At 43.3% G+C, this 21,940-nt stretch carries 17 protein-coding genes; 14 read left to right on the forward strand and 3 right to left on the reverse strand.

The window, feature by feature from the left end; translation table 11 throughout:
• Positions 1–73: 73 nt before the first annotated feature.
• From EXG77_RS06665 to EXG77_RS06685, 5 genes are all read left to right on the forward strand, one after another.
• Positions 74–961, forward strand: coding sequence for a helix-turn-helix domain-containing protein (locus EXG77_RS06665; RefSeq protein WP_035396957.1), 888 nt, complete (start codon positions 74–76; stop codon positions 959–961).
• Between the two features lie 7 nt (positions 962–968).
• On the forward strand, positions 969–1,859 hold the full coding sequence (locus tag EXG77_RS06670) for a helix-turn-helix domain-containing protein (protein ID WP_035396959.1): 891 nt from the start codon (positions 969–971) through the stop codon (positions 1,857–1,859).
• A 12-nt stretch (positions 1,860–1,871) separates the two neighbouring features.
• A complete protein-coding gene (locus EXG77_RS06675; protein ID WP_203229906.1) occupies positions 1,872–2,747 on the forward strand; it encodes a helix-turn-helix domain-containing protein in 876 nt (291 codons plus the stop codon).
• Positions 2,748–2,950: 203 nt separating this feature from the next.
• Positions 2,951–3,817: a helix-turn-helix domain-containing protein gene (locus EXG77_RS06680; RefSeq protein WP_035396967.1), complete on the forward strand. Its 867-nt coding sequence runs from the start codon at positions 2,951–2,953 to the stop codon at positions 3,815–3,817.
• Between the two features lie 22 nt (positions 3,818–3,839).
• The gene (locus EXG77_RS06685) at positions 3,840–4,715 is read left to right on the forward strand and encodes a helix-turn-helix domain-containing protein (protein ID WP_035396969.1); all 876 of its coding nucleotides are present in this window, start codon (positions 3,840–3,842) and stop codon (positions 4,713–4,715) included.
• On the opposite strand, the gene EXG77_RS06690 is transcribed toward EXG77_RS06685, so the two are convergent.
• Positions 4,712–5,341, reverse strand: a complete 630-nt coding sequence (locus tag EXG77_RS06690; RefSeq protein ID WP_023468569.1) for an FMN-dependent NADH-azoreductase — start codon at positions 5,339–5,341, stop codon at positions 4,712–4,714. The two genes, EXG77_RS06685 and EXG77_RS06690, sit on opposite strands and share 4 nt — an antisense overlap.
• A gap of 146 nt (positions 5,342–5,487) precedes the next feature.
• Here EXG77_RS06690 and EXG77_RS06695 point away from each other — a divergent pair, with 146 nt between their 5' ends.
• On the forward strand, positions 5,488–7,329 hold the full coding sequence (locus tag EXG77_RS06695; RefSeq protein WP_370448366.1) for a putative bifunctional diguanylate cyclase/phosphodiesterase: 1,842 nt from the start codon (positions 5,488–5,490) through the stop codon (positions 7,327–7,329).
• Between the two features lie 82 nt (positions 7,330–7,411).
• On the opposite strand, the gene EXG77_RS06700 is transcribed toward EXG77_RS06695, so the two are convergent.
• Together EXG77_RS06700 and EXG77_RS06705 are read right to left on the reverse strand one after the other, a co-directional pair.
• Positions 7,412–8,089: an amino acid ABC transporter permease gene (locus EXG77_RS06700; RefSeq protein WP_035396973.1), complete on the reverse strand. Its 678-nt coding sequence runs from the start codon at positions 8,087–8,089 to the stop codon at positions 7,412–7,414.
• A 2-nt stretch (positions 8,090–8,091) separates the two neighbouring features.
• On the reverse strand, positions 8,092–8,934 hold the full coding sequence (locus tag EXG77_RS06705) for a transporter substrate-binding domain-containing protein (RefSeq protein ID WP_023468566.1): 843 nt from the start codon (positions 8,932–8,934) through the stop codon (positions 8,092–8,094).
• A gap of 294 nt (positions 8,935–9,228) precedes the next feature.
• On the opposite strand from EXG77_RS06705, the gene gltB reads away from it, so the two are divergent.
• The 8 genes from gltB to EXG77_RS06745 all read left to right on the forward strand — a co-directional run bounded on the left by gltB (position 9,229) and on the right by EXG77_RS06745 (position 21,898).
• The gene (gene gltB / locus EXG77_RS06710; protein WP_035396975.1) at positions 9,229–13,701 is read left to right on the forward strand and encodes a glutamate synthase large subunit; all 4,473 of its coding nucleotides are present in this window, start codon (positions 9,229–9,231) and stop codon (positions 13,699–13,701) included.
• Positions 13,698–15,164, forward strand: coding sequence for a glutamate synthase subunit beta (locus EXG77_RS06715; protein WP_023468564.1), 1,467 nt, complete (start codon positions 13,698–13,700; stop codon positions 15,162–15,164). Before gltB ends, EXG77_RS06715 begins: the two co-directional genes overlap by 4 nt.
• 158 nt (positions 15,165–15,322) lie before the next feature.
• On the forward strand, positions 15,323–15,616 hold the full coding sequence (locus EXG77_RS06720) for a hypothetical protein (protein WP_023468563.1): 294 nt from the start codon (positions 15,323–15,325) through the stop codon (positions 15,614–15,616).
• Positions 15,609–17,621 carry a BglG family transcription antiterminator gene (locus EXG77_RS06725; protein WP_035396976.1) on the forward strand — a complete coding sequence of 671 codons (2,013 nt, stop codon included), beginning with the start codon at positions 15,609–15,611 and terminating at the stop codon, positions 17,619–17,621. The genes EXG77_RS06720 and EXG77_RS06725 overlap by 8 nt, the downstream gene beginning before the upstream one ends.
• Before the next feature lie 193 nt (positions 17,622–17,814).
• Positions 17,815–19,245, forward strand: coding sequence for a PTS mannitol transporter subunit IICB (locus EXG77_RS06730; RefSeq protein WP_023468561.1), 1,431 nt, complete (start codon positions 17,815–17,817; stop codon positions 19,243–19,245).
• Between the two features lie 34 nt (positions 19,246–19,279).
• Positions 19,280–19,717, forward strand: a complete 438-nt coding sequence (locus EXG77_RS06735) for a PTS sugar transporter subunit IIA (protein WP_023468560.1) — start codon at positions 19,280–19,282, stop codon at positions 19,715–19,717.
• Positions 19,718–19,719: 2 nt separating this feature from the next.
• Positions 19,720–20,862, forward strand: coding sequence for a mannitol-1-phosphate 5-dehydrogenase (locus tag EXG77_RS06740; RefSeq protein WP_035396977.1), 1,143 nt, complete (start codon positions 19,720–19,722; stop codon positions 20,860–20,862).
• A 238-nt stretch (positions 20,863–21,100) separates the two neighbouring features.
• Entirely contained in the window at positions 21,101–21,898 is a 798-nt protein-coding gene (locus EXG77_RS06745) for a hypothetical protein (protein ID WP_035396979.1), read from the forward strand.
• The last annotated feature ends 42 nt before the right edge of the window (positions 21,899–21,940 follow it).

A 21,940-nucleotide genomic window follows, 5' to 3' on the forward strand; every position in this document is an offset into this window, starting at 1 on the left:
CTCAAGTGATATATACTTGAAACGGAAGACTTTTTTCATGAGTTCGATATTTTTGATTTGAGGAGTGACTTTCATGCATCCAGTCATTCATTCTGTTGGTGATAAGATCAAGCAAGAACGAAAAAAACAAGGAATGACACAAAAAGCACTTTGTGAAGGAATTTGTAGTCAGGCCGAAATCAGTAAAATCGAAAATGGTCGAAATTCCCCAACGATTGATTTGTTACAGCAGATTTGTCGAAGACTACGCATCCCGATTTCATTGTTTTTTGAAGATGAAATCGTCTCACAAAAATTAAATGAAATAGACCAACGAATGATTCGGCATTTGCGTGAAAAAACGTACTCAGATATGGCAAAAGACTTAGAAAAATATGAGAACGTCAATAATGCGGTTGAAACTAAAATTTTAATTCGCTACCATCAAGAATTACTAGACTATGAAAGAGGAAATATTGATTTTCGGACATGTATCGCCTCTTTATTACAAGTTGTCAGACAGGAACAGATCAAAGACAAATCATTTCTTCTTTATACACGAATTCAGATGGTAATTGCTGTTCTGTATACGAACCACGAAGAATATAGTCGTGCCCATCAAATCTATAAAGAACTATTAGACTTACCTTATCAAACAAGAGAATATAAAAAAATTCGAATGAAGATCATGTATAATTTCATACGTAATTTAGTAGAGTTTGAACGATTCGAAGAAGGGTTGCAGGAAGTTGAGAAGGTCATCGAAGAGACAAAACAATTGCAGGATTTAACGTATCTCGGACAGTTTTATTTTCAAAAAGGAATCTTATTAGAGGCGTTAAAAGCATCTGAATCAGAAACAAAAGAAGCGTATACGACCGCTTATTCTTTTTTCATTGCTACTCAGAATCACTCTTATCTAAAAATCCTTGAAACCTATTTTTCTGATCACCTCTTATTTCCGATTAATGAAAGTGAGTGAACAAAAAATGATAGATTTACCAACTTCATCGATTGGTAAAAAAATTAAGATGTTACGATTAGAAAAACGGATGACTCAAAAGGAACTGTGTGAGGATATTTGTAGTCAAGCTGAGATTAGTAAAATCGAGAATGGAAGAAACATTCCAACAATTGATTTATTACAACAAATTTCTAGAAAACTACGAATACCCATTTCTTTATTTTTTGCGGATGAACAGGTCTCGCAAAAGTTGAACGAAATTGACCAAAAAATGTTACGGCATTTTAGAGAAAAAACGTATGGGGAAATGTCAGCAGAGTTAGTTCAATATTCTAACTCTACAACCATATTTGAAATTAGAATTTTTATTCATTATTATCAAGTCCTGCTTGAATATGAAAGAGGAAATATTGATTTTCGTTCATGCATTACATCCTTACTTCAATTAGTTGCGCAAAAGAAAATCATGGAACAGTCGTCTCTTCTTTATATTCGAATTCAAATGGCAATTGCTGTTCTCTATACGAATAATAAGGAATATGCGCATTCTCACCAAATTTATGAAGATTTATTAAAAATGCCATATCAGACCTGTGAATATAAAAAAATTAAAATGAAAATCATGTACAATTATTTAAGAAATTTGTATAGACTAAAGCGATTTGAAGAAGGATTGCAAGAAGTTGAACAAGTAATTGAAGAGACAAAAAGACTACAAGATTTAACATATCTTGGTCACTTTTATTATCAAAAAGGTTTCTTTTTAGAATCATTACATGCTGCAAATAATGATATTAGAGAGGCATATACCATTGCCTATTCCTTTTTTATTGCAACAAATAATCATGCTTACCAAAAAATTCTTGAAGTGCATTTAGCAGAACTATTGCTATTCCCAATAGATGAAAGTGAGTGAAAAATGATGAAGATGAATTCACTAACTTCATCGATTGGTACAAAAATAAAACAGTTGCGTATTGAAAAGCAGATGACACAAAACGAACTGTGTAATGGTATTTGTAGCCAAGCTGAGATTAGTAAAATTGAAAATGGTTTGAATTCACCCACTGTAGATTTAATGAAGCAAATTGCCACTCGATTAAAAGTTCCAATTGCACTTTTATTCGAAGAACTTCAAGAAAACGAAGAAATGGAACGATTTGATCAGACTGTTTCAGCGCTACTTCGAGATGAAAAGTATGAGCAAATCAAGAGATACATTTCTAAGCACAATAATAATGAAAATAATGAGTTAGTCATATTAAATGCATATTTTCGAATCATCGTCGACTTGAAACAGGATCAGTATGATTTTAGGACCGCGACTTTCCTATTGAATAACCTTCTAATTGAACGGGATGTTCAAAACGAATCAATCACTTTGTTCATTCGAATCAAAACCGCGATTGCCAATTTATATGCTGAACATAAGCTATTCCATTTAACGACGAATTCTTATTTGGATATCGAAATTTTGTTAGAGAGTCTTAATAGCTCATTATATGTCACCTCTTTAATCAAAATTTATTTTAATCATGCCCAAATCCTTTTGTATCAAGATCTGTTTGAAGAATCAAAAATATATATTCAAAAAGGAATTGAATTATGTTTACTTCATCAGCAAACTTTTCTTTTAGGGCATTTGTATTTTCAATTAGGTAACTATCAAGAAGCGGTAGGAATAGATTCATTTCAAAAAACATATACAGTTGCGTATACATTGTTGCATGCATTAGAGCTTAAATCGACTAAACAAAAAGTTGTTGATCTAAAAGAGGAACACTTATTATTTACTTTTGAGTAGACTTAAAAGTAATCCTATATAGGCGCTTGTCCCAATGCGAAATCTTATACTATATCTTGTTTTTTAGAGTGCATAAAATTCGCTATCTTCTTTATCTGTTAAGAAAAATTTTTCGGAATCATAAACTGATTTCTCCGTATACTTAATCAAATAATAAACACGCTGTTAAGTGAAAATGAAACTACAAGAAAGGAGCAGAAATTTTGGAAATCGAAGCATTTGGTCAACATATTAAACAACTACGTGTCGAAAGAAATTTAACGCAAACAGAATTAGCAAGAGATGTATGTAGCCAAGCGGAATTGAGTAAAATCGAAAATGGAAAAATCATGCCGACGATAGATATTGTTCAACGGTTATCCCAAAAGCTCCATACTTCAACGGCTCATCTCTTCATTGATGCGAATGAGACCAGTCTATTTCATCAATTTGATAGACAATTGTCTGACTTTTCTAGACGACATCGTTATGATGGCATGCTTGATTTCATTAAACAAACACCAAATGATTTACCTTCTTCTGTTCAATTATTAATTCGTTATTTTGAGTGGGTAGCTCGTGAGGGTAAAAAAGATATTGACTACCGTACTTGTATTTCTCAATTACTTTACTTATCAGATCAAGAACAAATGGAAATCGAATACCCATCTATTTTCTTAAGAATTAAAATGTCTGTCGCAAACTATTATTATTTAAATCACCAATATCAATATGCGCGAAAAATATATGAAGAATTATTAGAGTATGATTATATGACATATGATTTGATAAAACTAAAATCTAAAATTATGTATAACTATGCGCAGCAACTGTACTTTCAATCAGATTTTGAAACGGGACTGAAGATAACGGAAAAAGGCATTCAATCATCTCTAGAAAGAAAAGATACGTCATTGTTAGGTCATTTTTTTTATCAACGAGGTTGTTTTTATGAAAAGTTAGATTATCCACGTAAGGACATTCAAGAAGCATTTACTCACGCGTATACCATATTTCACGCGTTAGACAATAGAAATCACGCTGAACTAGTATTAAATGGTAAACGTGATTTTTTATACTTTGAACTTTAAAATAGATGAAGGAGGAGATCGTATGAGTCATTTATCTTCATCAATAGGATATGAAATTAAACGGATTCGAAAAGAGAAAAATATGACTCAAGCTGAATTATGTAAGGGAATATGTAGTCAAGCCGAAATTAGTAAAGTAGAAAATGGTAAAAATTCACCAACAATTGATTGGTTACAACAAGTTGCAAAACGTCTTAAGGTACCGCTGTCGATGTTGTTTGAAGATCATCTTCGAAGTGATATGTATACATCTTATGATCAACAGTTGTTAAGGTTGTTACAAGGTAATCAATTTGAAGAAGCTTGCAAAATTACTAATCATATAAAAAACGAAATAGATTATGATGAAATAAAATTTTTAGCAATATATTATGAAATTATCATTCATGAAAAACGTCAAGTGATAACTTTTCTTGAAACCGTTGATGAACTTAAACAGTTATTAATGCATACGTCATTACAATTCAAATCTCCAACACTCTATTTACGGATCCAGATGGCAATTGCAATTTCTTTTATTGAGCATAAGGATTTTGATTCAGCAGAAAATAGCTTTCAAGTATTGCTTCGGTTTAACTATGACACAATTGAACTGAAAAAAGTTCGTATTAAGATTCTTTATAACTATGCAAAACAACTATCTGAACAAAATCGAAATCAACTTGGATTAGAGATTACTGAACAAGGCATTCAAGAGAGCTTGCAAATTGAAGATGGTCAACTTTTAGGTCAACTATATTATCAAAGAGGTTACTTCAAAAAAATTTTGAATCGTAACCCCTCTGACATCCAAAAAGACTTTACAATGGCGTACTCATTATTCCGTACCTTTAATCTACCTGTTCATGAAAAAATCTTACTTGAAAAAAATAGTTCATTTGTTTTATTTCGTATTTAGAATCGTTCACCTGTCTTTTTACATGCAAGAAGTGCCTGTTCAATCAATTCAGATGCACGATCGGGGTATTGTTGATGCCCTTCTAAAATGACTGTCGATACATCATCAATTCCGAAAAATGCTAATAAGTCTAACATGTAGCGAACAGCGTGTTCACTTGGTGCTTTCTCTTTTGTCGAGTAATCTCCACCGCGTGAATGAATCAACAACACTTGTTTGTTTTCAACCAGTCCGATCGAACCCTCAGCTGTGTAACGAAACGTTTGACCAGCCTGTGCGAGATAATCCATATAGTTGTGAAGCGGTGCAGGAACTGTTAAGTTCCACATCGGAAATGAAAAGACGACCTTATCGGCATCTAAGAATCCGTTTAAATATTCTTGAAGCCGTTGCGCGTGGATCGCATCATCTCCCGTTAATTCCTCTCCTTTAAATAGTCGACCTGCCGCATTCGCAAGCTTTAAATCAAAGAAGGGGAGACGTTCCTCGAATAAATTCAAAACCGTGATTGTATCGCCAGGATGATGCTCACGATACGCATTTAGGAAAGCATCGTTCAATTCAGAACTAATGCCTTTTTTTTGATGTGTGCTATCGTTGGCTTCAATAAACAGTAGATGAGACATAGTTAATCGCTCCTTTCTATACCTATCTATTCCCATTCTAATCAAAATCATGACTTCCCATTATTTTATTATTTTTAGAAAATTCAGGTTTTGTTTTGGTTCTGATAAGGAAAATAACCGACAGGAACTAGAAAGAGGGGATGGCGGTGAACACACAGCGACGTTCTTCCAATAGTCTGCAATATCATCGAGAAATCCGGGCAAATTATCAGTTGTTCGGGATGATCATTTTTGTATTGACGAGTTGTGGTGCCATTTTATATATCGTTGCTAACCTGTTTAGTCGTTCTGGTTTAAATGGGGAGGATTGGATACGCGCTCTCGTCATTGCGAGTGCTGGAATAGCACAATACTTCATTGGTAAAAGTACACTGTCAGATCGGCTAAAGCCACATATAATGTCGAGTGTTTTTTTGTTGATTCCATACATTTATTATCCGTTCATCGATCGTGGTGTCCAAACGGTTTGGGCATGTGCACTTCTTTTCATTTTAGCGTCATTAGTCGTCATTAATCGGACAATGTTGCTGTATGCAACGAGCATTACGACGATTTCTCTTCTCTATATTTGGTATCATACTCCAACTTTTGAAAATGCCACGATGTTTGCATCCGATCACATCGCGCGCATTGGACTTATCTTGATTGCGACGATCATTAGTTTATTGATTCATAATCAATACGTCACCCGTCTTGAACGTAATATTGACTACCTAGCCCGTTTACAAGAACAAGCATTCACGGATCCTGTGACAGGTTTATCAAACCGATCTTCATTTGTGATTGAAGTAGATAAGAAGAAACGAGAAGGTGATATGATTTGTCTCGTTGATCTGGACGATTTCAAAACAGTCAACGATGCATTCGGATACCGAACCGGAGACCGCTCGTTACACATTATTGGCCGGCGATTGATGAATCACTTTCCGGACTGTACAATTGCGAAAGCAAGTGGAAGTGCTTTTTTATTGCATGCACCACACCATTACGATGCACGAGTGCTCTGTGATGATATTTTGTCGAGTGTAGCAGAACGTGTACAAATCGATTTTAAGCAGATTAATGTAACTGCAAGTATCGGTGTTTCATACATGAACGATGAAACAACAGACCATGTCATTAACGATGCAGAGATTGCATTATTTACAGCAAAGGCAAATCGAAAAAATACGTATGCGATTACAGATTTAGCGACTCAAAATGAACGAAAGCGAGCGCTTCAATTAACACGCGATTTGTACGATGCAGAGTTGGATCGTGATTTCTTCATTTTATTTCAACCTCAAGTCAATGCACGAACGCGTCAAATCACAGGAGTGGAAGCATTAATTCGTTGGAATCACCCGGAGTATGGTCTCGTTCCGCCAAATGAGTTCATTCCACTTGCGGAACGGACACGTTTCATTGAAACGCTTGGAAGCTGGGTCATGCGACAAGCTTGCTTACAAGGAAAAGTATGGTTGGAAGAAGGGAAGGAACCTATAACGATTTCAGTGAATGTTTCGCCTTGGGAATTGCGACAACCTGATTTTACAGATCGAGTACTGACGACCTTAAAACAAACAGGTTTTCCACCATCACTCCTTGAAATCGAGATGACAGAACACATCTTCATCGAGGGAACGGAACAAATCATTGAGACATTGAATGCGCTCCATTTATACGGAATTCGAATTGCACTCGATGATTTCGGAACCGGTTTTTCCTCTATGCAGCCTCTCGTTGAACTTCCATTCGATCAATTGAAGATTCCGAAAGAAATCGTTCAAGAAGCGATTCATTCTGAAAAAAAACGAGCGATGATCGAGACAATCATTCAATTAGGGAAACGATTAGATATGACGATCGTCGCAGAAGGAATCGAACTAGAAGAAGAGGCAGCGTTGCTCGAGCGGTTAGGATGTCATACGTTGCAAGGGTACCTCTTCCATCGACCGCTACAACCGCGGCAACTCGAACATTTTTTAGCGATGTATCGGGAAGGGTAACCAATCAGTAACAATTTAAAAAGCAAACAGGCGATGGACATGGTCCATCGCCTGTTTGTATAACAGTTTGCGAAATAATGAATCAGAGATACCGTGCAAAACGACGCTCGAGAATCTCTTGGATGACTGCGATACAGGAACAAATTCCCCAGTAAATGAACGCAACGACAAAGTAAACGGTCATATAATCAAATTCACGCCCACCAACGATTTTTGCCTTTTGAAATATTTCAGGGACAGTAATCATGGCAGCAAGCGACGAGGCTTTGACGAGATCAAGCAAGACGTTTGAAAGCGGTGGGATGGCGATTCGGATCGCTTGTGGCAAAATAATACCAACGAACGTTCGATATCGCGATAAACCAAGCGAAGCTGCCGCTTCTTCCTGACCACGATCAATCGATAGTAAGGAAGAACGAATGATCTCTGCCATGTACGCAGCACTATTCAAACTAAAACCGGTAATTGCTGCTGTTAACGCGTCCAGTTGAATATTGATGACCGGCAGTCCGAAATACAACATGAACAGCAACACGAGAATCGGAACACCTCGCATGAACGAGATGTAGGCGCTCGCTCCGATACGTAAAAGTCGAAGCCTAGACAGACGACAAAGGGCAAGGAGCAAACCAATTCCAAGACCAATGGTCATGCTGAGCAAGGAAATCCATAGCGTCTGTCCCAGTCCACTCAAAATATAAGGAAACGATTCAACCGCCAATTCCGGATTGAAGACGGACCGCCAATCAATCGAAGACATCGTTAATTCACATCGACGATCGTCGTTTTGACGTCAGGCATTTGAGAGACATCTTTTCCAGCATAGAATTGCTTCGAAATTTCCTTTAATGTGCCATCTTCCTTCATTTTATCGAGTTGTTCGTTAATGTTGGATTGAAGTTCCTTGTTATCTAAATCCATGATTAAACCAACCTGACTTGGATTATAAGCGATATCAGGATGAATCGTAATATCGAAGTCCTTGAAGAAATCGACAGCGAGTGTTTGCAAGTAGTAATCATTCAAGATGACGTCTGTTCGACCATTTGAGACATCTCGTAGATACTGATCGTTCGTCGCGTTATCGTACGTGACTTCTTTTGCACCGTATTTTTTAGCAATCTGCATATATGTCGTTGTAGCTTCTCCGGCAGCTTTTTTACCTTTCAAGTCTTCAAGAGACTTGATGCCTGATAAATCACTTTTACGGACGATTGCCGTACCATACGTATATTTATATGGTTTTGAGAACGCGAATTTTTCTTTACGATCATCGGTGATCGTAATGTCGTTAGCAGCGAGATCGACTTGACCTGTATTGACGCTTGTCAACATACCGTCGAATGACATCTCTTTGAATTTCACTTTCAAATCAAGACGCTTTGCTACTTCTTTGACGACTTCGACATCAAATCCAGTCAACTTATTGTTTTTCTCTTCATGGTAAGATGTCGGGAAAAGTGTACCAGCCGTCGCGACAACAATTGTGCCATCTTTTTGAATCTTGTCATATGCGGTTGCCTTCTCCTCTTGCTGACCACATGCGCTTAATAAGATCGAGCTTCCTGCGATCAAGAGACCCGTAAATTGCATTGTTTTTTTCATCGTATTATTCCTCTCTCTACTTCCATGATCAATAACTCTTTTCATAGTTAAAAATACCACGGAATCTTATGTTCGGGCAAAGTAATACGCGCACAAAGTGTAGAATTCAACTAAAAAAAATATTGAATGAATATCCATGTTTATGTAAGCGTTATCAATGTTGATATATGGTATTTCTATCTTTAAAGGTTAAATAAAATAGTGATTATGCATAGTAGCGAATAAACATAAAAGAGTGTAAAGTATAATTTAACTGAATATACAGAAAATTAAGAAGGCAAGGAGAGTGCTACCATGACATTTCATCAGTACCCTGAACAGCAGGGATTATACGACCCTCGTATGGAACATGATGCGTGCGGGATCGGGGTTTACGCACATCAAACAGGACGAGCGAGTCATGAAGTTGTTGAACATGCATTGGCCATGCTTTGTCAAATGGAACATCGTGGTGGACAAGGAAGCGATGCGAAGACGGGAGACGGAGCGGGTATTTTAACGCAATTACCAGATCGTTTGTTTCGTGAAACGGTTCGCCACATTTCCTTCCCTAAAAAAGGGGATTATGGCGTTTTCATGATGTTCTTACCACGTGAGGAACGGGAACGGATGCGACTCGAACGAACATTAGAATCCATCATCTTGACAGAAGGACAAGACGTCTTAGGATGGCGTACTGTACCTGTTCAGTCAGAAGTGCTTGGGTCGGGTGCCCGCCGCACGGAGCCAGTCATTCGTCAATGTTTCATTGGTGCAAAGGCGATGGAAGGATTGACATTTGAACGAACACTCTTTTTGATTCGTCGCGCATTTGAACGTGAATCAGAACAACTCGGTCTTGAACAATACGTCTTGAGTAGCTCGAGTGAAACAATCGTTTACAAAGGACTCGTGACGACGGATCAATTGCGCGCGTACTTCGATGACTTACGAGATGAGCGCTATCAATCAGGATTTGGTATCGTGCATTCGCGTTTTAGTACGAATACGTTTCCAAGTTGGAAACGTGCTCACCCGAACCGTTATTTGATTCACAACGGTGAAATCAACACGTTGCAAGGAAATATTCGGGCGATGCGCGGTCGAGAACGTCGACTGGCCGAGACGACGTATGGTAATCGGGCAGAGGAAGTGTTACCGATTCTAGATGAGACAGGTAGTGACTCGTCGATGCTTGATAATGCGTTTGAGTTTCTTCATCTGTCCGGACTCTCGCTCGCTGAGACAGCACTGATGCTCGTACCAGAACCATTCGAACATGCTGAGATCAGACCGGCTAAGCGCGCATATTATGAGTACCACAGTAGCATGATGGAGCCATGGGATGGTCCGTCTGCGATTGTCTTTACGAACGGAAAACAGATTGGTGCGACGCTTGACCGAAACGGTTTACGCCCAGCGCGATATGTATTGTTACGCGATGGTCACTTCATGTTGTCGTCAGAAGCAGGGGTACTTCCTCTTCGTGAACAAGACATTCTGTACAAAAAACGATTAGCACCGGGTGAACTGCTTTTACTCGACTTTGCGTCCGGTCAGTTGATCGCAGACGAAGAGATCAAACGGGAGCTAGCGACACGGCACCCTTACGCGGAGTGGCTCGCGCAAGAAGTCGTGTCCCTTTCAAGTAACGACTTCAAGGAAACGCTCGTTGAACTTGGAACGAAACAACGACACTTCGGATATACGCGTGAAGATATCGATCAATACTTGATCCCGCTCGTCGAAGAACAAAAGGATCCGTTAGGCGCGATGGGAACGGATATACCGCTAGCGGTCTTAAGTGAACGTCCTCAATCCTTGTTCCGATATTTTAAGCAGCTGTTCGCACAAGTCACGAATCCACCGATTGACGCGTTACGCGAAGAGATCGTCACCTCGACGCTGACATGGCTTGGTCGACAAGGGGAGCTGCTGACGCCGAACCGTGCAAACTGTCGTCGTGTTCGCTTGGATACGCCGATTCTGCGACCAGACGAAGCCCATGCGCTCAAACAAAGTGGACTTAAGCAAAAAACGATTTCGACGACGTTCACCGACTCGCTTGCAGAAGCACTCGACATGATCGTTGATGAGGCTGTGACCGCCGCACGAAACGGGTATGAATTATTGACGTTATCGGATCGTCTCGTACGCCCCGGCAACTTGCCGATGCCAATCCTATTAGTGACGAGTGCGATTCATCATGCGCTGATCCGTAAGGGATTACGTACAAATCTCAGCTTGATCGTTGAAGGGGGAGAGATTCGTGAAGTCCACCATGTCGCGACGTTGATCGGATACGGTGCGGATGCGATTTATCCGTACCTGGCATATGCGACGCTTGAAGAAGCGGTAGGGAATTGTTTTACGGATGTCGACAAACGTTACCAAAAAGCAGTCACCGAAGGCGTCGTCAAAGTCATGTCGAAGATGGGCATTTCGACGGTTTTCAGCTACCGGGGGGCGCAAATCTTTGAAGCGGTCGGAATCGATCGCTCCGTCATTGACCAGCATTTCACGGGTACGGTCTCTCAATTGAGCGGGATGACGCTTGAACTGATGGAAGAAGAAGTCCGACGAGCACAACAGATTGCAGATGAACGGATTCATTTAGAGTCCGGTAGTGTCTTCCGGTACCGTCAAGCGGGAGAACATCATGCCTTTAACCCAGCAACGATTCATTTGTTGCAACACGCATGCCGGACGAATGATTACCGGCTTTATCAAAAGTACGCTCAACGCATTCAGGAGGAACCGGCAACGGTGCTACGACATCTGTTGACGTTCAAGGAGACGACGGCAATCCCGATCGAGGAAGTCGAGCCTATAAGCGAAATCGTCAAATACTTTAAGACGGGTGCGATGTCCTACGGATCGTTATCCAAAGAAGCGCACGAGACGCTTGCGATCGCGATGAACCGATTAGGTGGTAAGAGTAATAGTGGTGAAGGCGGTGAAGAAGAGGAACGGTACGAACGGGATGAAAATGGTGACTTCCGGATGAGTCGGATCAAACAGATCGCCTCTGGTCGTTTTGGGGTGACGAGTCATTACCTCGTTCACGCGGACGAATTACAAATCAAGGTGGCACAAGGTGCGAAACCCGGTGAAGGCGGTCAATTACCTGGTGAAAAAGTCTATCCGTGGATTGCGCGGGTGCGTGCATCGACACCCGGTGTTGGATTGATTTCTCCACCACCCCATCACGATATCTATTCGATTGAAGATTTGGCGCAGTTGATTCATGACTTGAAACGTGCCAACGATCAAGCCCGGATTAGCGTCAAACTTGTCGCCAAAGGTGGCGTTGGGACGATCGCGGCTGGGGTTGCGAAGGGGCTTGCGGACGTCATCGTCATCAGTGGTCATGACGGCGGCACGGGTGCCTCGCCGAAGACGAGTATTCAACATGCCGGACTGCCATGGGAACTTGGTCTTGCTGAGACCCACCAAACGTTGACATTAAACGGATTACGCGAGCGTGTCGTCCTTGAAACCGACGGAAAACTCTTGACTGGTCGCGACGTCATCCTCGCCGCGATGCTCGGAGCGAATGAGTATGGGTTTGCGACAGCGCCGCTCATCGCAGTCGGATGCATCATGATGCGAGCGTGTCATCTCGACACGTGTCCTGTTGGTGTCGCGACGCAAGATCCAGAGCTCCGTAAGAAATTCACAGGATCTGCCGATGATGTCGTCCATTTCATGACGTTCATCGCAGAGGAAGTACGAGAACATTTAGCGAAGCTCGGTGTTAGACGACTACAAGATCTCGTAGGGCGGACGGATTTACTCGAACCGTCAGAACGACAACGGACGCATTGGAAGGCGAAGAGTCTTGATTTTTCGCGTCTCCTCGTTCACGTGACACACGGTCCGGCTGAACAACAACAGCATCATGTCGAGCGTTCTTTTGACGCGCGTGAAATCTCGCCGTATTTAGAGGCGGCAGATTTCAGTCAGCCTCAGACACTACGTTTAACGATTCAAAATACAGACCGTGCAATCGGAACACAGACCGGTGCCATGCTGACAAGACGGTTTGGGGCCCTTGGTCTGCCGACAGATCGATTGAAACTCGAACTGAATGGATCTGCCGGACAAAGTTTAGGCGCTTATTTACCACGTGGTGTAACACTTGATGTCACGGGAGAAGCGAATGATTACGTCGGGAAAGGATTGTCCGGGGGTATCATCGCCGTCCATCCTCCACGTTCGATTTCGTTCGTCTCGTCCGATCAATCGATCATTGGTAATGTCGCACTTTACGGGGCGACAAGTGGAGAACTTTATGTCAACGGTCAGGCAGGTGAGCGATTTGCGGTTCGAAACAGTGGAGCCGTCGCCGTCGTCGAAGGAATCGGCAACCATGGACTCGAGTATATGACCGGTGGATCCGTCGTCGTCCTTGGCGATGTCGGAAAAAACTTTGCTGCCGGTATGTCAGGTGGTGTCGCCTATGTCTTGCCGCGTCATCCTGAACAATTTTTACAACGTGTCAACCGCGAACTCGTTTCGACGGGACCTGTCACGCATGTCGAAGAGATTGCGCGACTCAAGACGTTCATCGAACGTCACGTCGCACGGACCGGAAGTGAGCAGGGAGATGCGATTCTAGCGAACTGGGATCATGTCATTCATTCGTTCATCCGCGTCATTCCCTCGACGTATGAGAAAGTGACAACGTTGATGGCTGATTTCGCTAAACAAGGACACAACACCGAAGAAGCGATGTTGCTCGCATTTGAGACACATCTAGGGCGCAGAACAGGAGGGGTACGATGAAACGACGCGATCAATTCATGACAGTTGCTCGTTCGGGTGGAACGGAACGACATCCAAGCGAACGGGTGGGTGATTTTAAGGAATATAAGACGGCTTTGACGGAAGCGGAAGCGAGTCAACAAGCAAGTCGATGTATGGATTGTGGCACCCCGTTTTGCCATGTAGGGGAAGTATTTGATCAAGTGAAGATTGGTTGTCCAGTCTATAACTTGATTCCAGAATGGAACTTGCTCGTAGAAGAAGGACGTTTTCAAGAGGCACTCGATCGCCTTCTTGAGACGAACAATTTCCCGGAATTCACGGGTCGTGTCTGCCCAGCGCCATGTGAAGGATCGTGTACGTTGTCGATTCATGAACCTGCGGTCGCGATCAAAGATATCGAACGGACAATCATCGACATTGGCTTCGAAAAAGGATGGGTCGTGCCCCGAATTCCAGCAATACGATCGACACGTTCGATTGCCATCGTTGGATCTGGTCCTGCCGGTCTTGCGGCTGCCGATCAGCTGAATCAAGCCGGTCACCAAGTGACGGTCTACGAGCGGGAAGATCGGATTGGCGGATTACTCACGTACGGCATACCAGCCATGAAACTTGATAAAGAGGTCGTACAGCGCCGTGTTGATTTGCTTGAAGCAGAAGGGATCCACTTCCGGACGAACGTCACGATCGGTGCAGATATCACTCTCGAGACACTTGAAGCGGAGTATGACGCCGTTATCTTATGTGTCGGCGCGACGGAACCACGCAAATTAACGGATGCGCCAACGCGTGGAGTTGGTTATGCGATGGATTATTTGACAGGGGTGACACGTCACGTGCTCTCGCAAGAACCGTTGTCTGCTGATCACGATGCGAAAGATAAAGATATTCTCGTCATCGGTGGAGGCGATACCGGAGCGGACTGTGTGGCAACAGCACTCCGTCAACGCTGTCGCTCCGTCGTCCAATTCGGTAAACATGAACAACCGGGTACGACGCGTGCAACAGGAAACATGTGGCCGGATACACCGTCACTCTACTCCATCGATTATGGGTACGCAGAAGCGTTGCAACAATTCGGTCGGGATCCTCGTGAATACTTGATCGCGATCAAGCGATTCACAACAAGTGAATCGGGTCAAGTCACCGGTGTCTGGACGATTCAAACGACGAAAACAAAAACTGAATCGGGTACAGTGATCTTTGAGGAGATCGAAGGGAGCGATCGTTACTTCCCAGTCGATCAAGTCTGGATTGCCATTGGATTCAGTGGTGTCGAAGAGAACGTACTCGAACATTTAGCAGTCGCCTCGGAACGTGGGAAAATCAAGACGACACGTTACGCGACGAACCGTCCAGGCGTATTTGCCGCAGGTGACGCAAGACGTGGTCAATCATTGATCGTCTGGGCGATTCGCGAAGGTCGTGAAGTAGCAGAAGCCGTTGGACAATATTTAAAAGCAATGCAACAAACAGGCTAAATCACATCGTCTGGATTTTCTGGCATCATCGGAAATCCAGGCTTTTTTGTGTTTGGCAAAGAAATCTGCCAGTTCAAAAATAACTATTGATTTTGTTTCAAGGTCAAACACCGAAAATATTTCTGCTATTCTTATAAAATGAAGAGGAGGTATGACAGATGAATTCAGAAATCATCTATTTCGTATGCGAGAGTGGAATGGCGAGTAGTATCATGGGGGCTACGATTTTAAGAAAGCGCTTACTTGAATGCGGTATTACGACAGACGTCAAGACATGTCGGATCGCAGAACTACCTGATCAAGCAGCTTTTATCGTCGGAGAAACGCAACTCGTCCATCGACACGTATGGAAAACACATTGTTCGGTTCATCCAGTCGATCGGATTCTTGATCCGACTGCATATGACGTCATCCTCGAATCTTGGCAGAAAAGAGTGAGGCTGCATGACTGAATTTACACCACGGGAACATGATATCTTATTTTTCCTATTATCACGCGAGGAACCTGTTCAAATACAAGAGATTGCGGAAACGCTCGAGACATCGGAACGAACGATTCAACGTGAACGCGATCGTCTTGCCCAGTCTTTAGAAGATCATGATTTGCGTTTGACATATGTTCGCGGCAGAGGTCTCTTAATTGAAGGAACGGACGAAGCCAAACATGCATTACGAGACCAACTCTTGTTGTCACATAAACAATTACCGAACGCTGAAGATCGCCAAGTCGAGTTAGCGTATCGGCTACTACAAGAAGAAGGGATGGTCAAATTACAGGCAATCGCCCATGCGATGTATGTGGCTCCGAGCACCGTTAGCCAGGATTTAGAGCGGATTGATGAGTGGTTTCTACAATATGACCTTGAAATCAAGCGCAAAAAAGGTATTGGTGCCGAAATCATCGGTGAAGAAATCAACAAACGCCGTTTACTGATTTCATTGATCTTTACGCAATGGGATGTTCTTGCTTTCTATCGCTTGTTACAAGGCGACGCCGGGCAATTACCTCATCTGTTACGCATGAATCGAACATCCTGGCTTGAGATGATCAATCAAGCGTACGCGGTCATAGAGCCATTGACGAAAGAAGGGCGTCTCAATGACCGACAAATCATGCGTGCGACACTCAGCTTAGCTTTACAAGCGTTGCGCAAAGATCAGTTTCCGATGCGTTACGAGTTAAAAGCGTATCCGGTTGAAATCCTCAAATGGGTGGAACGCGTCGAAGAGCGATTACCTGACACGTTGTCGATTGCCGAACGCCAATGGTTATCAGAAGAATTGCGTGCTTTCTTTCAATCGGACGCAGGAGATACGGAGGAACTCGTCACGCGCCTTCGTGTAAAACGATTGATTGAGCATGTCTCCTTACTATATGGAACGAACTTTACGAAGGATCATGCGCTAGAACGCGGACTCGTCTCGCATATTCAATCGTACACCCGTCAAAATAGCGTCAATCCGTCCTATGTCATCAAACAAATCGAACGGGAATATCCGCGCTTGTTTGATGCGGTCAAACAAGCAGCATTGTCGATCTTCACCGATGCGACATTTGAAGACGTAGATTTAGCATTTTGGGTCATGCATTTCGGTGCCGTTCTCAGCAAACCGACACCAAAACTCCCATATCGTGTTCTAGTCGTCTGCTCTGCTGGACTCGGTTCCTCGAAGTTATTGATGAATCGGTTACGGCAAGAATTCGCTGAACTCGAGCACATCGATAACTCGTCCTTGTTTGGCATCGAACGGTTACTAATCGATTCGTACGACTTTGTATTGTCGACTGTACCGTTGCCTGACATTCGTCCACCACATCTTCTCGTCAACCCGTTGCTTCCTCAGGATGAGGTCGAACGGATTCGGAAATTAATTCTCGCCTTGCCTAAATCCTTTCAACCGGCACCGCGAAAGACAAAAACGGAATGGCTCGATCTTGAGCAATTGCATCGGCTCGTTGCATCGTCCATTCAAGTATCGGACGGATTCCGAATGGAACGGTTAGAGCGGGTGGGCGATGGGATTGAATCGCTCTTGTTTGAGATCAGTACACGCATGGTCGAGCAAGGATTGGCGAAGTCAGCTGTTTCGCTCTCTGGACAATTGCTACGTCGTCATGAGATGTCAGGTCTTGGTATTCCGGGAACGCGGCTTGCGCTGTTTCACGGACGCGATGCGACGATTCAACGAGGGGGATTCCTCATCTTTGAATTGCCTGAACCGATCGACTTGCTCGGAATGGATCAACAGTTACAATCCGTCGAACGGCTCCTCGTCTTGGTCGCACCGGAAGAGACCTCGAACGAACTGCTTGAATTACTCAGTTCGATCAGTGCTGCCATCATCGAGAGTCCCGAACAAATGGATCAATTCGAATTCGGGGAGGAACAGACGATTCGTCTGCTTTTGAATCGAACGTTTCGAACGGTCATTGATCAATTCCTAGGTCACACTTGAAAAAATCCCTGTCACTCCATTCCTGAAGTGACAGGGATTTTTTTATGTCAAGCAGGCTTCTTTCCAGTCTGTCCAACTTCTTGGACAAAGACTGAACTAGGAAAGATTGAGTAAGCGCTTGCAGTACTCTTACAATAAGGTCATAGCAAAGCAATCATCGTATCAACTCATACACGAAATGGAGGCTAACACAATGGCGACAGCTCAAAATGGAGCACGGGGCATCCGTGTACAAGTTCAACGGTTCGGAAGCTTTTTAAGCGGTATGGTCATGCCGAACATCGGTGCATTCATCGCCTGGGGGATCATCACGGCACTGTTCATCCCAACTGGATGGGCACCAAATAAGGAGCTCGGTGAACTCGTCGGTCCGACGATCACCTATCTCTTACCGTTGCTGATCGGATACACAGGCGGGAAATTAATGCATGACGTCAGAGGGGGTGTCGTCGGGACGCTCGCGACGATGGGGGTCATCGTCGGCACAGAGATTCCGATGTTCCTCGGTGCCATGATCATGGGACCACTTGGTGGATACGTCATCAAAAAGTTCGATCAGTTGATCGAAGGAAAAGTCAAACCGGGTCTCGAGATGCTCGTCAACAATTTCTCGGTCGGAATCATTGGTGGTTTGTTGATGCTCGGTGGGTTCAAGTTATTCGGACCACTCATGACAGGTCTTGACGACATCATGGCTGCAGCAGTTGGTGCAATCGTCAGTGCGCACTTATTACCGCTTGCTAGTTTATTCATCGAACCAGCGAAAATTTTGTTCTTAAATAACGCCATCAACCACGGTATCTTAAGCCCACTTGGTCTCGATCAAGTGAATGAAGCAGGAAAATCGGTACTGTTCCTACTCGAAGCTAACCCGGGTCCGGGTCTCGGATTGTTACTCGCGTACTCGTTCTTCGGTTCTGGTGCAGCAAAGAAAACAGCACCGGGTGCCGCGTTCATTCAGTTCATCGGTGGGATTCACGAAATTTACTTCCCGTATGTCTTGATGAAGCCGGTCTTATTGCTTGCGATGATCGCAGGTGGTATGAGTGGAATTCTCACATTCGTCCTATTTGATGTCGGTTTAGTCGCACCTGCTTCGCCAGGTAGTATCATTGCGGTTCTTGCGATGGCATCCCGCGGCTCTTACATCGGATTGATCGCCGGTGTCCTTGTTTCAGCGTCTGTGACATTCGTTGTCTCGACTGTCTTATTGAAAACAAGCAAAGCAAAAGAGACATCGCTTGAAGAAGCAAGCGCGAACGTCAGTGCGATGAAAGGCAAACAATCGATTGCCTCGACACTCGTTTCAGCTGATGCTAAACCACTTGCGGAAGTCGAACATATCATTTTCGCTTGTGACGCTGGTATGGGATCAAGTGCGATGGGAGCATCCGTCCTTCGCAATAAAATCAACAAAGCGGGCTTACCGATCAAGGTAACGAATACGTCAATCAGTCAATTGCCGCAAAACGCCGAACTGATCATCACGCATCGTGATTTGACGGAGCGAGCGAAGGAACAGGTTCCAACGGCAGAACACCGATCAGTCGATAATTTCTTGAATGCCGGTTATTATGACCAACTCGTTCATGAGATTGAAACAGCACGAAATAAGATTTCTTAAAAATAAATATAGAGATATTCAAGGAGGAATAAACATGACAACGACAATGAACCTTTCACCGGAACTCGTATTACTGGATCAACAATTCGCAGACGAGACGGCAGCCATTACGGCTGCCGGTCAACTCCTCGTCGACCATGGATATGTCGAAGCGGGTTATATCGATTCAATGCAGGAGCGTCACGCTTTATCAACGGTTTATATCGGCAACCATGTCGCAATTCCCCACGGAACAGAGTCGGCTAAATCACAAGTCAAGAAAACGGGGCTATCGATTCTACAAGTACCGCAAGGCGTAGCGTTCGGAACGGAACAAGCACGACTCGTCATCGGTATCGCTGGTGTTGGGGACGAACACCTCGAGTTGTTATCGAATATCGCAGTCATTTGCTCCGATGAGGAGAACGTCGAGCGTATCGTGGCAGCGAAATCAAAAGAAGAAATCATTGCCTTATTGACAGCGGAGGTGTAAGCATGAAAGCCATTCATTTTGGTGCCGGTAACATTGGACGTGGTTTCATCGGCTTACAACTCGTCAAGACGGGTTACGAAGTCTGTTTCGTAGATGTCAATACGACGGTCGTCGATGCATTAAAAGCACGACATACCTATGAGGTCGGTTATGCCTCTGAACAAGGAGGACGTGAACGGGTCGACGGCGTGACGGCGCTCAACAGTTTGTCTGAACCGGATCAGGTCATTGCAGCGATTCGCGATGCAGATGTGATTACGACAGCTGTCGGTCCGAGCTTGTTGTCGAAAGTAGCTCCTTTGATCGCGGAAGGGTTACGTCAACGTGATCAACAGACACCTGTCTACGTCATTGCGTGTGAGAATATGATCGGTGGGTCAAAACACTTGCAAGCGGAGGTAGCGAAACATCAGACGGTAGCGGAGAACTGGTATTTCCCGAATGCAGCGGTTGACCGGATCGTGCCGCTTCAGCATCATGAAGACCCGTTGTACGTCGAAGTGGAAGAATTCTTCGAATGGGTGATTGAGACGACTGGACTACCGGAAGCCTATCCACGGATTAAAGGTGTTACCTATGTCGAGAACATCGAACCGTTCATCGAGCGGAAACTGTTCACCGTTAATACGGGACATGCGATCGCTTCGTACCTCGGAGCACTCTTTCATAAAGAGACAATCGCTGAAAGTCTAACGGATCCACGCATCCGTCGTGGTGTCCAGACAGCACTTTACGAAACAGGGTGGTTGTTACTTGAAAAGTACGGCTTTAACCCCGTCGACCATAGTGCGTATATCCAAAAGAATATGAAACGCTTTGAAAACCCGCGAATTCATGATGAAATCATTCGTGTCGCTCGTTCACCGATTCGTAAACTGAGTCCAAGTGACCGACTCGTCAAACCAGCGAAGGAATTGATGGAGCGCGGGATTGAAGCAGATGGATTAGCGCGCGGGATCGCAGCAGCACTGACCTATTTCGATCCAAATGATTCAGAATCTTCTGAATTAAATGCATATATCACGAAACATGGAATTGAAGATGCGTTAAACGCATATCTAAAACTGTCAGCAACGGATCCACTTGGATCTCGAATCATCGAACATTATGAAGCGATGCAACAACAAGTCAATTCGATTGCTTGAGAATAAGTGTGCGCACCACCCTTCACGTCACGTGAAGGGTGGTTTTGTATTTCAAATAACATGTAGCGCATCGTCATCGAAATAATCAGTTTTTGCAAATCTTCTATCACAATTTGATTACAATTTGTATATTCAATTTGGAATATTCGAAAACGAATATTTAGCGATTAAAATACATTGTACGCTATATGAACGGAACATCTCTATTCCGATTTTTCAGGTAAGAGAAGGTGATTATATGTTGAATTATAAAGTGAACGTATATAGATTAAACGGAGCACGACCAAAAGCAACAAAAGGAACCGGACCAAAACATTTGATTTATTCGAGTCAGTTTTCTTCACGTACACCAGTCCATTTATTGCATCAACTCATCTTGAATCGTTTGTTGGTTGAACAAGAAAAAAATCTTGATTTGACGTATACGATCGAAGTAAATGCGGTACTTGATCAATTCGTGATCGACGTCCGTGTCTTTTCAACAGATACGGTCAGTGTCAAAGTAGAGCGTGACTTGATTGAAATCATTGAACGAGAAGAAGTCCGTCATATCCCAGCGCTTGAGATCGGAAAACCGGATTTTGCGGAATTCGCCCACATCGTCTTAAAGGTCAAGGAAGGTGGCCCACGCCTGTCACAAGAGGATACGCAACGAATATTCAATGAGTCTGGTGTTCGAGGACGAATCATCCTGCATAAGGAACGAATCGACAGTCATGAACCGTCACATTCGATTCAACTACTTATTGGTGGGACGGAAAAGTCTTTATATAGTCTTTCGCAATACCAGCTTGATCCACTCTTCCGTAAAAATGGGTTAACGATTCAATCCTTGAATCTGTTACCGTTTGATTTATTCATGATTCGTGACAAAATCGCGATGCTGTCTTCGGCAGATGCTTCGCAACTGTGGATCGATGACATCACGACATCCAAGAACGGACGATCACATCAGATTTGTTTTAACGATGGGAATGAATGCATGACGGTTATCTGTGATCTTCATGGATCAATTCGTTCTTATAAGTGTTCGTGATGGTTTAACTCTTCTTCGAATAGGCTACATTCTTAACAGAGG

The organism is Exiguobacterium sp. OS-77 (assembly GCF_000414195.2).
GTDB classification, from domain to species: Bacteria; Bacillota; Bacilli; order Exiguobacteriales; family Exiguobacteriaceae; genus Exiguobacterium_A; species Exiguobacterium_A indicum.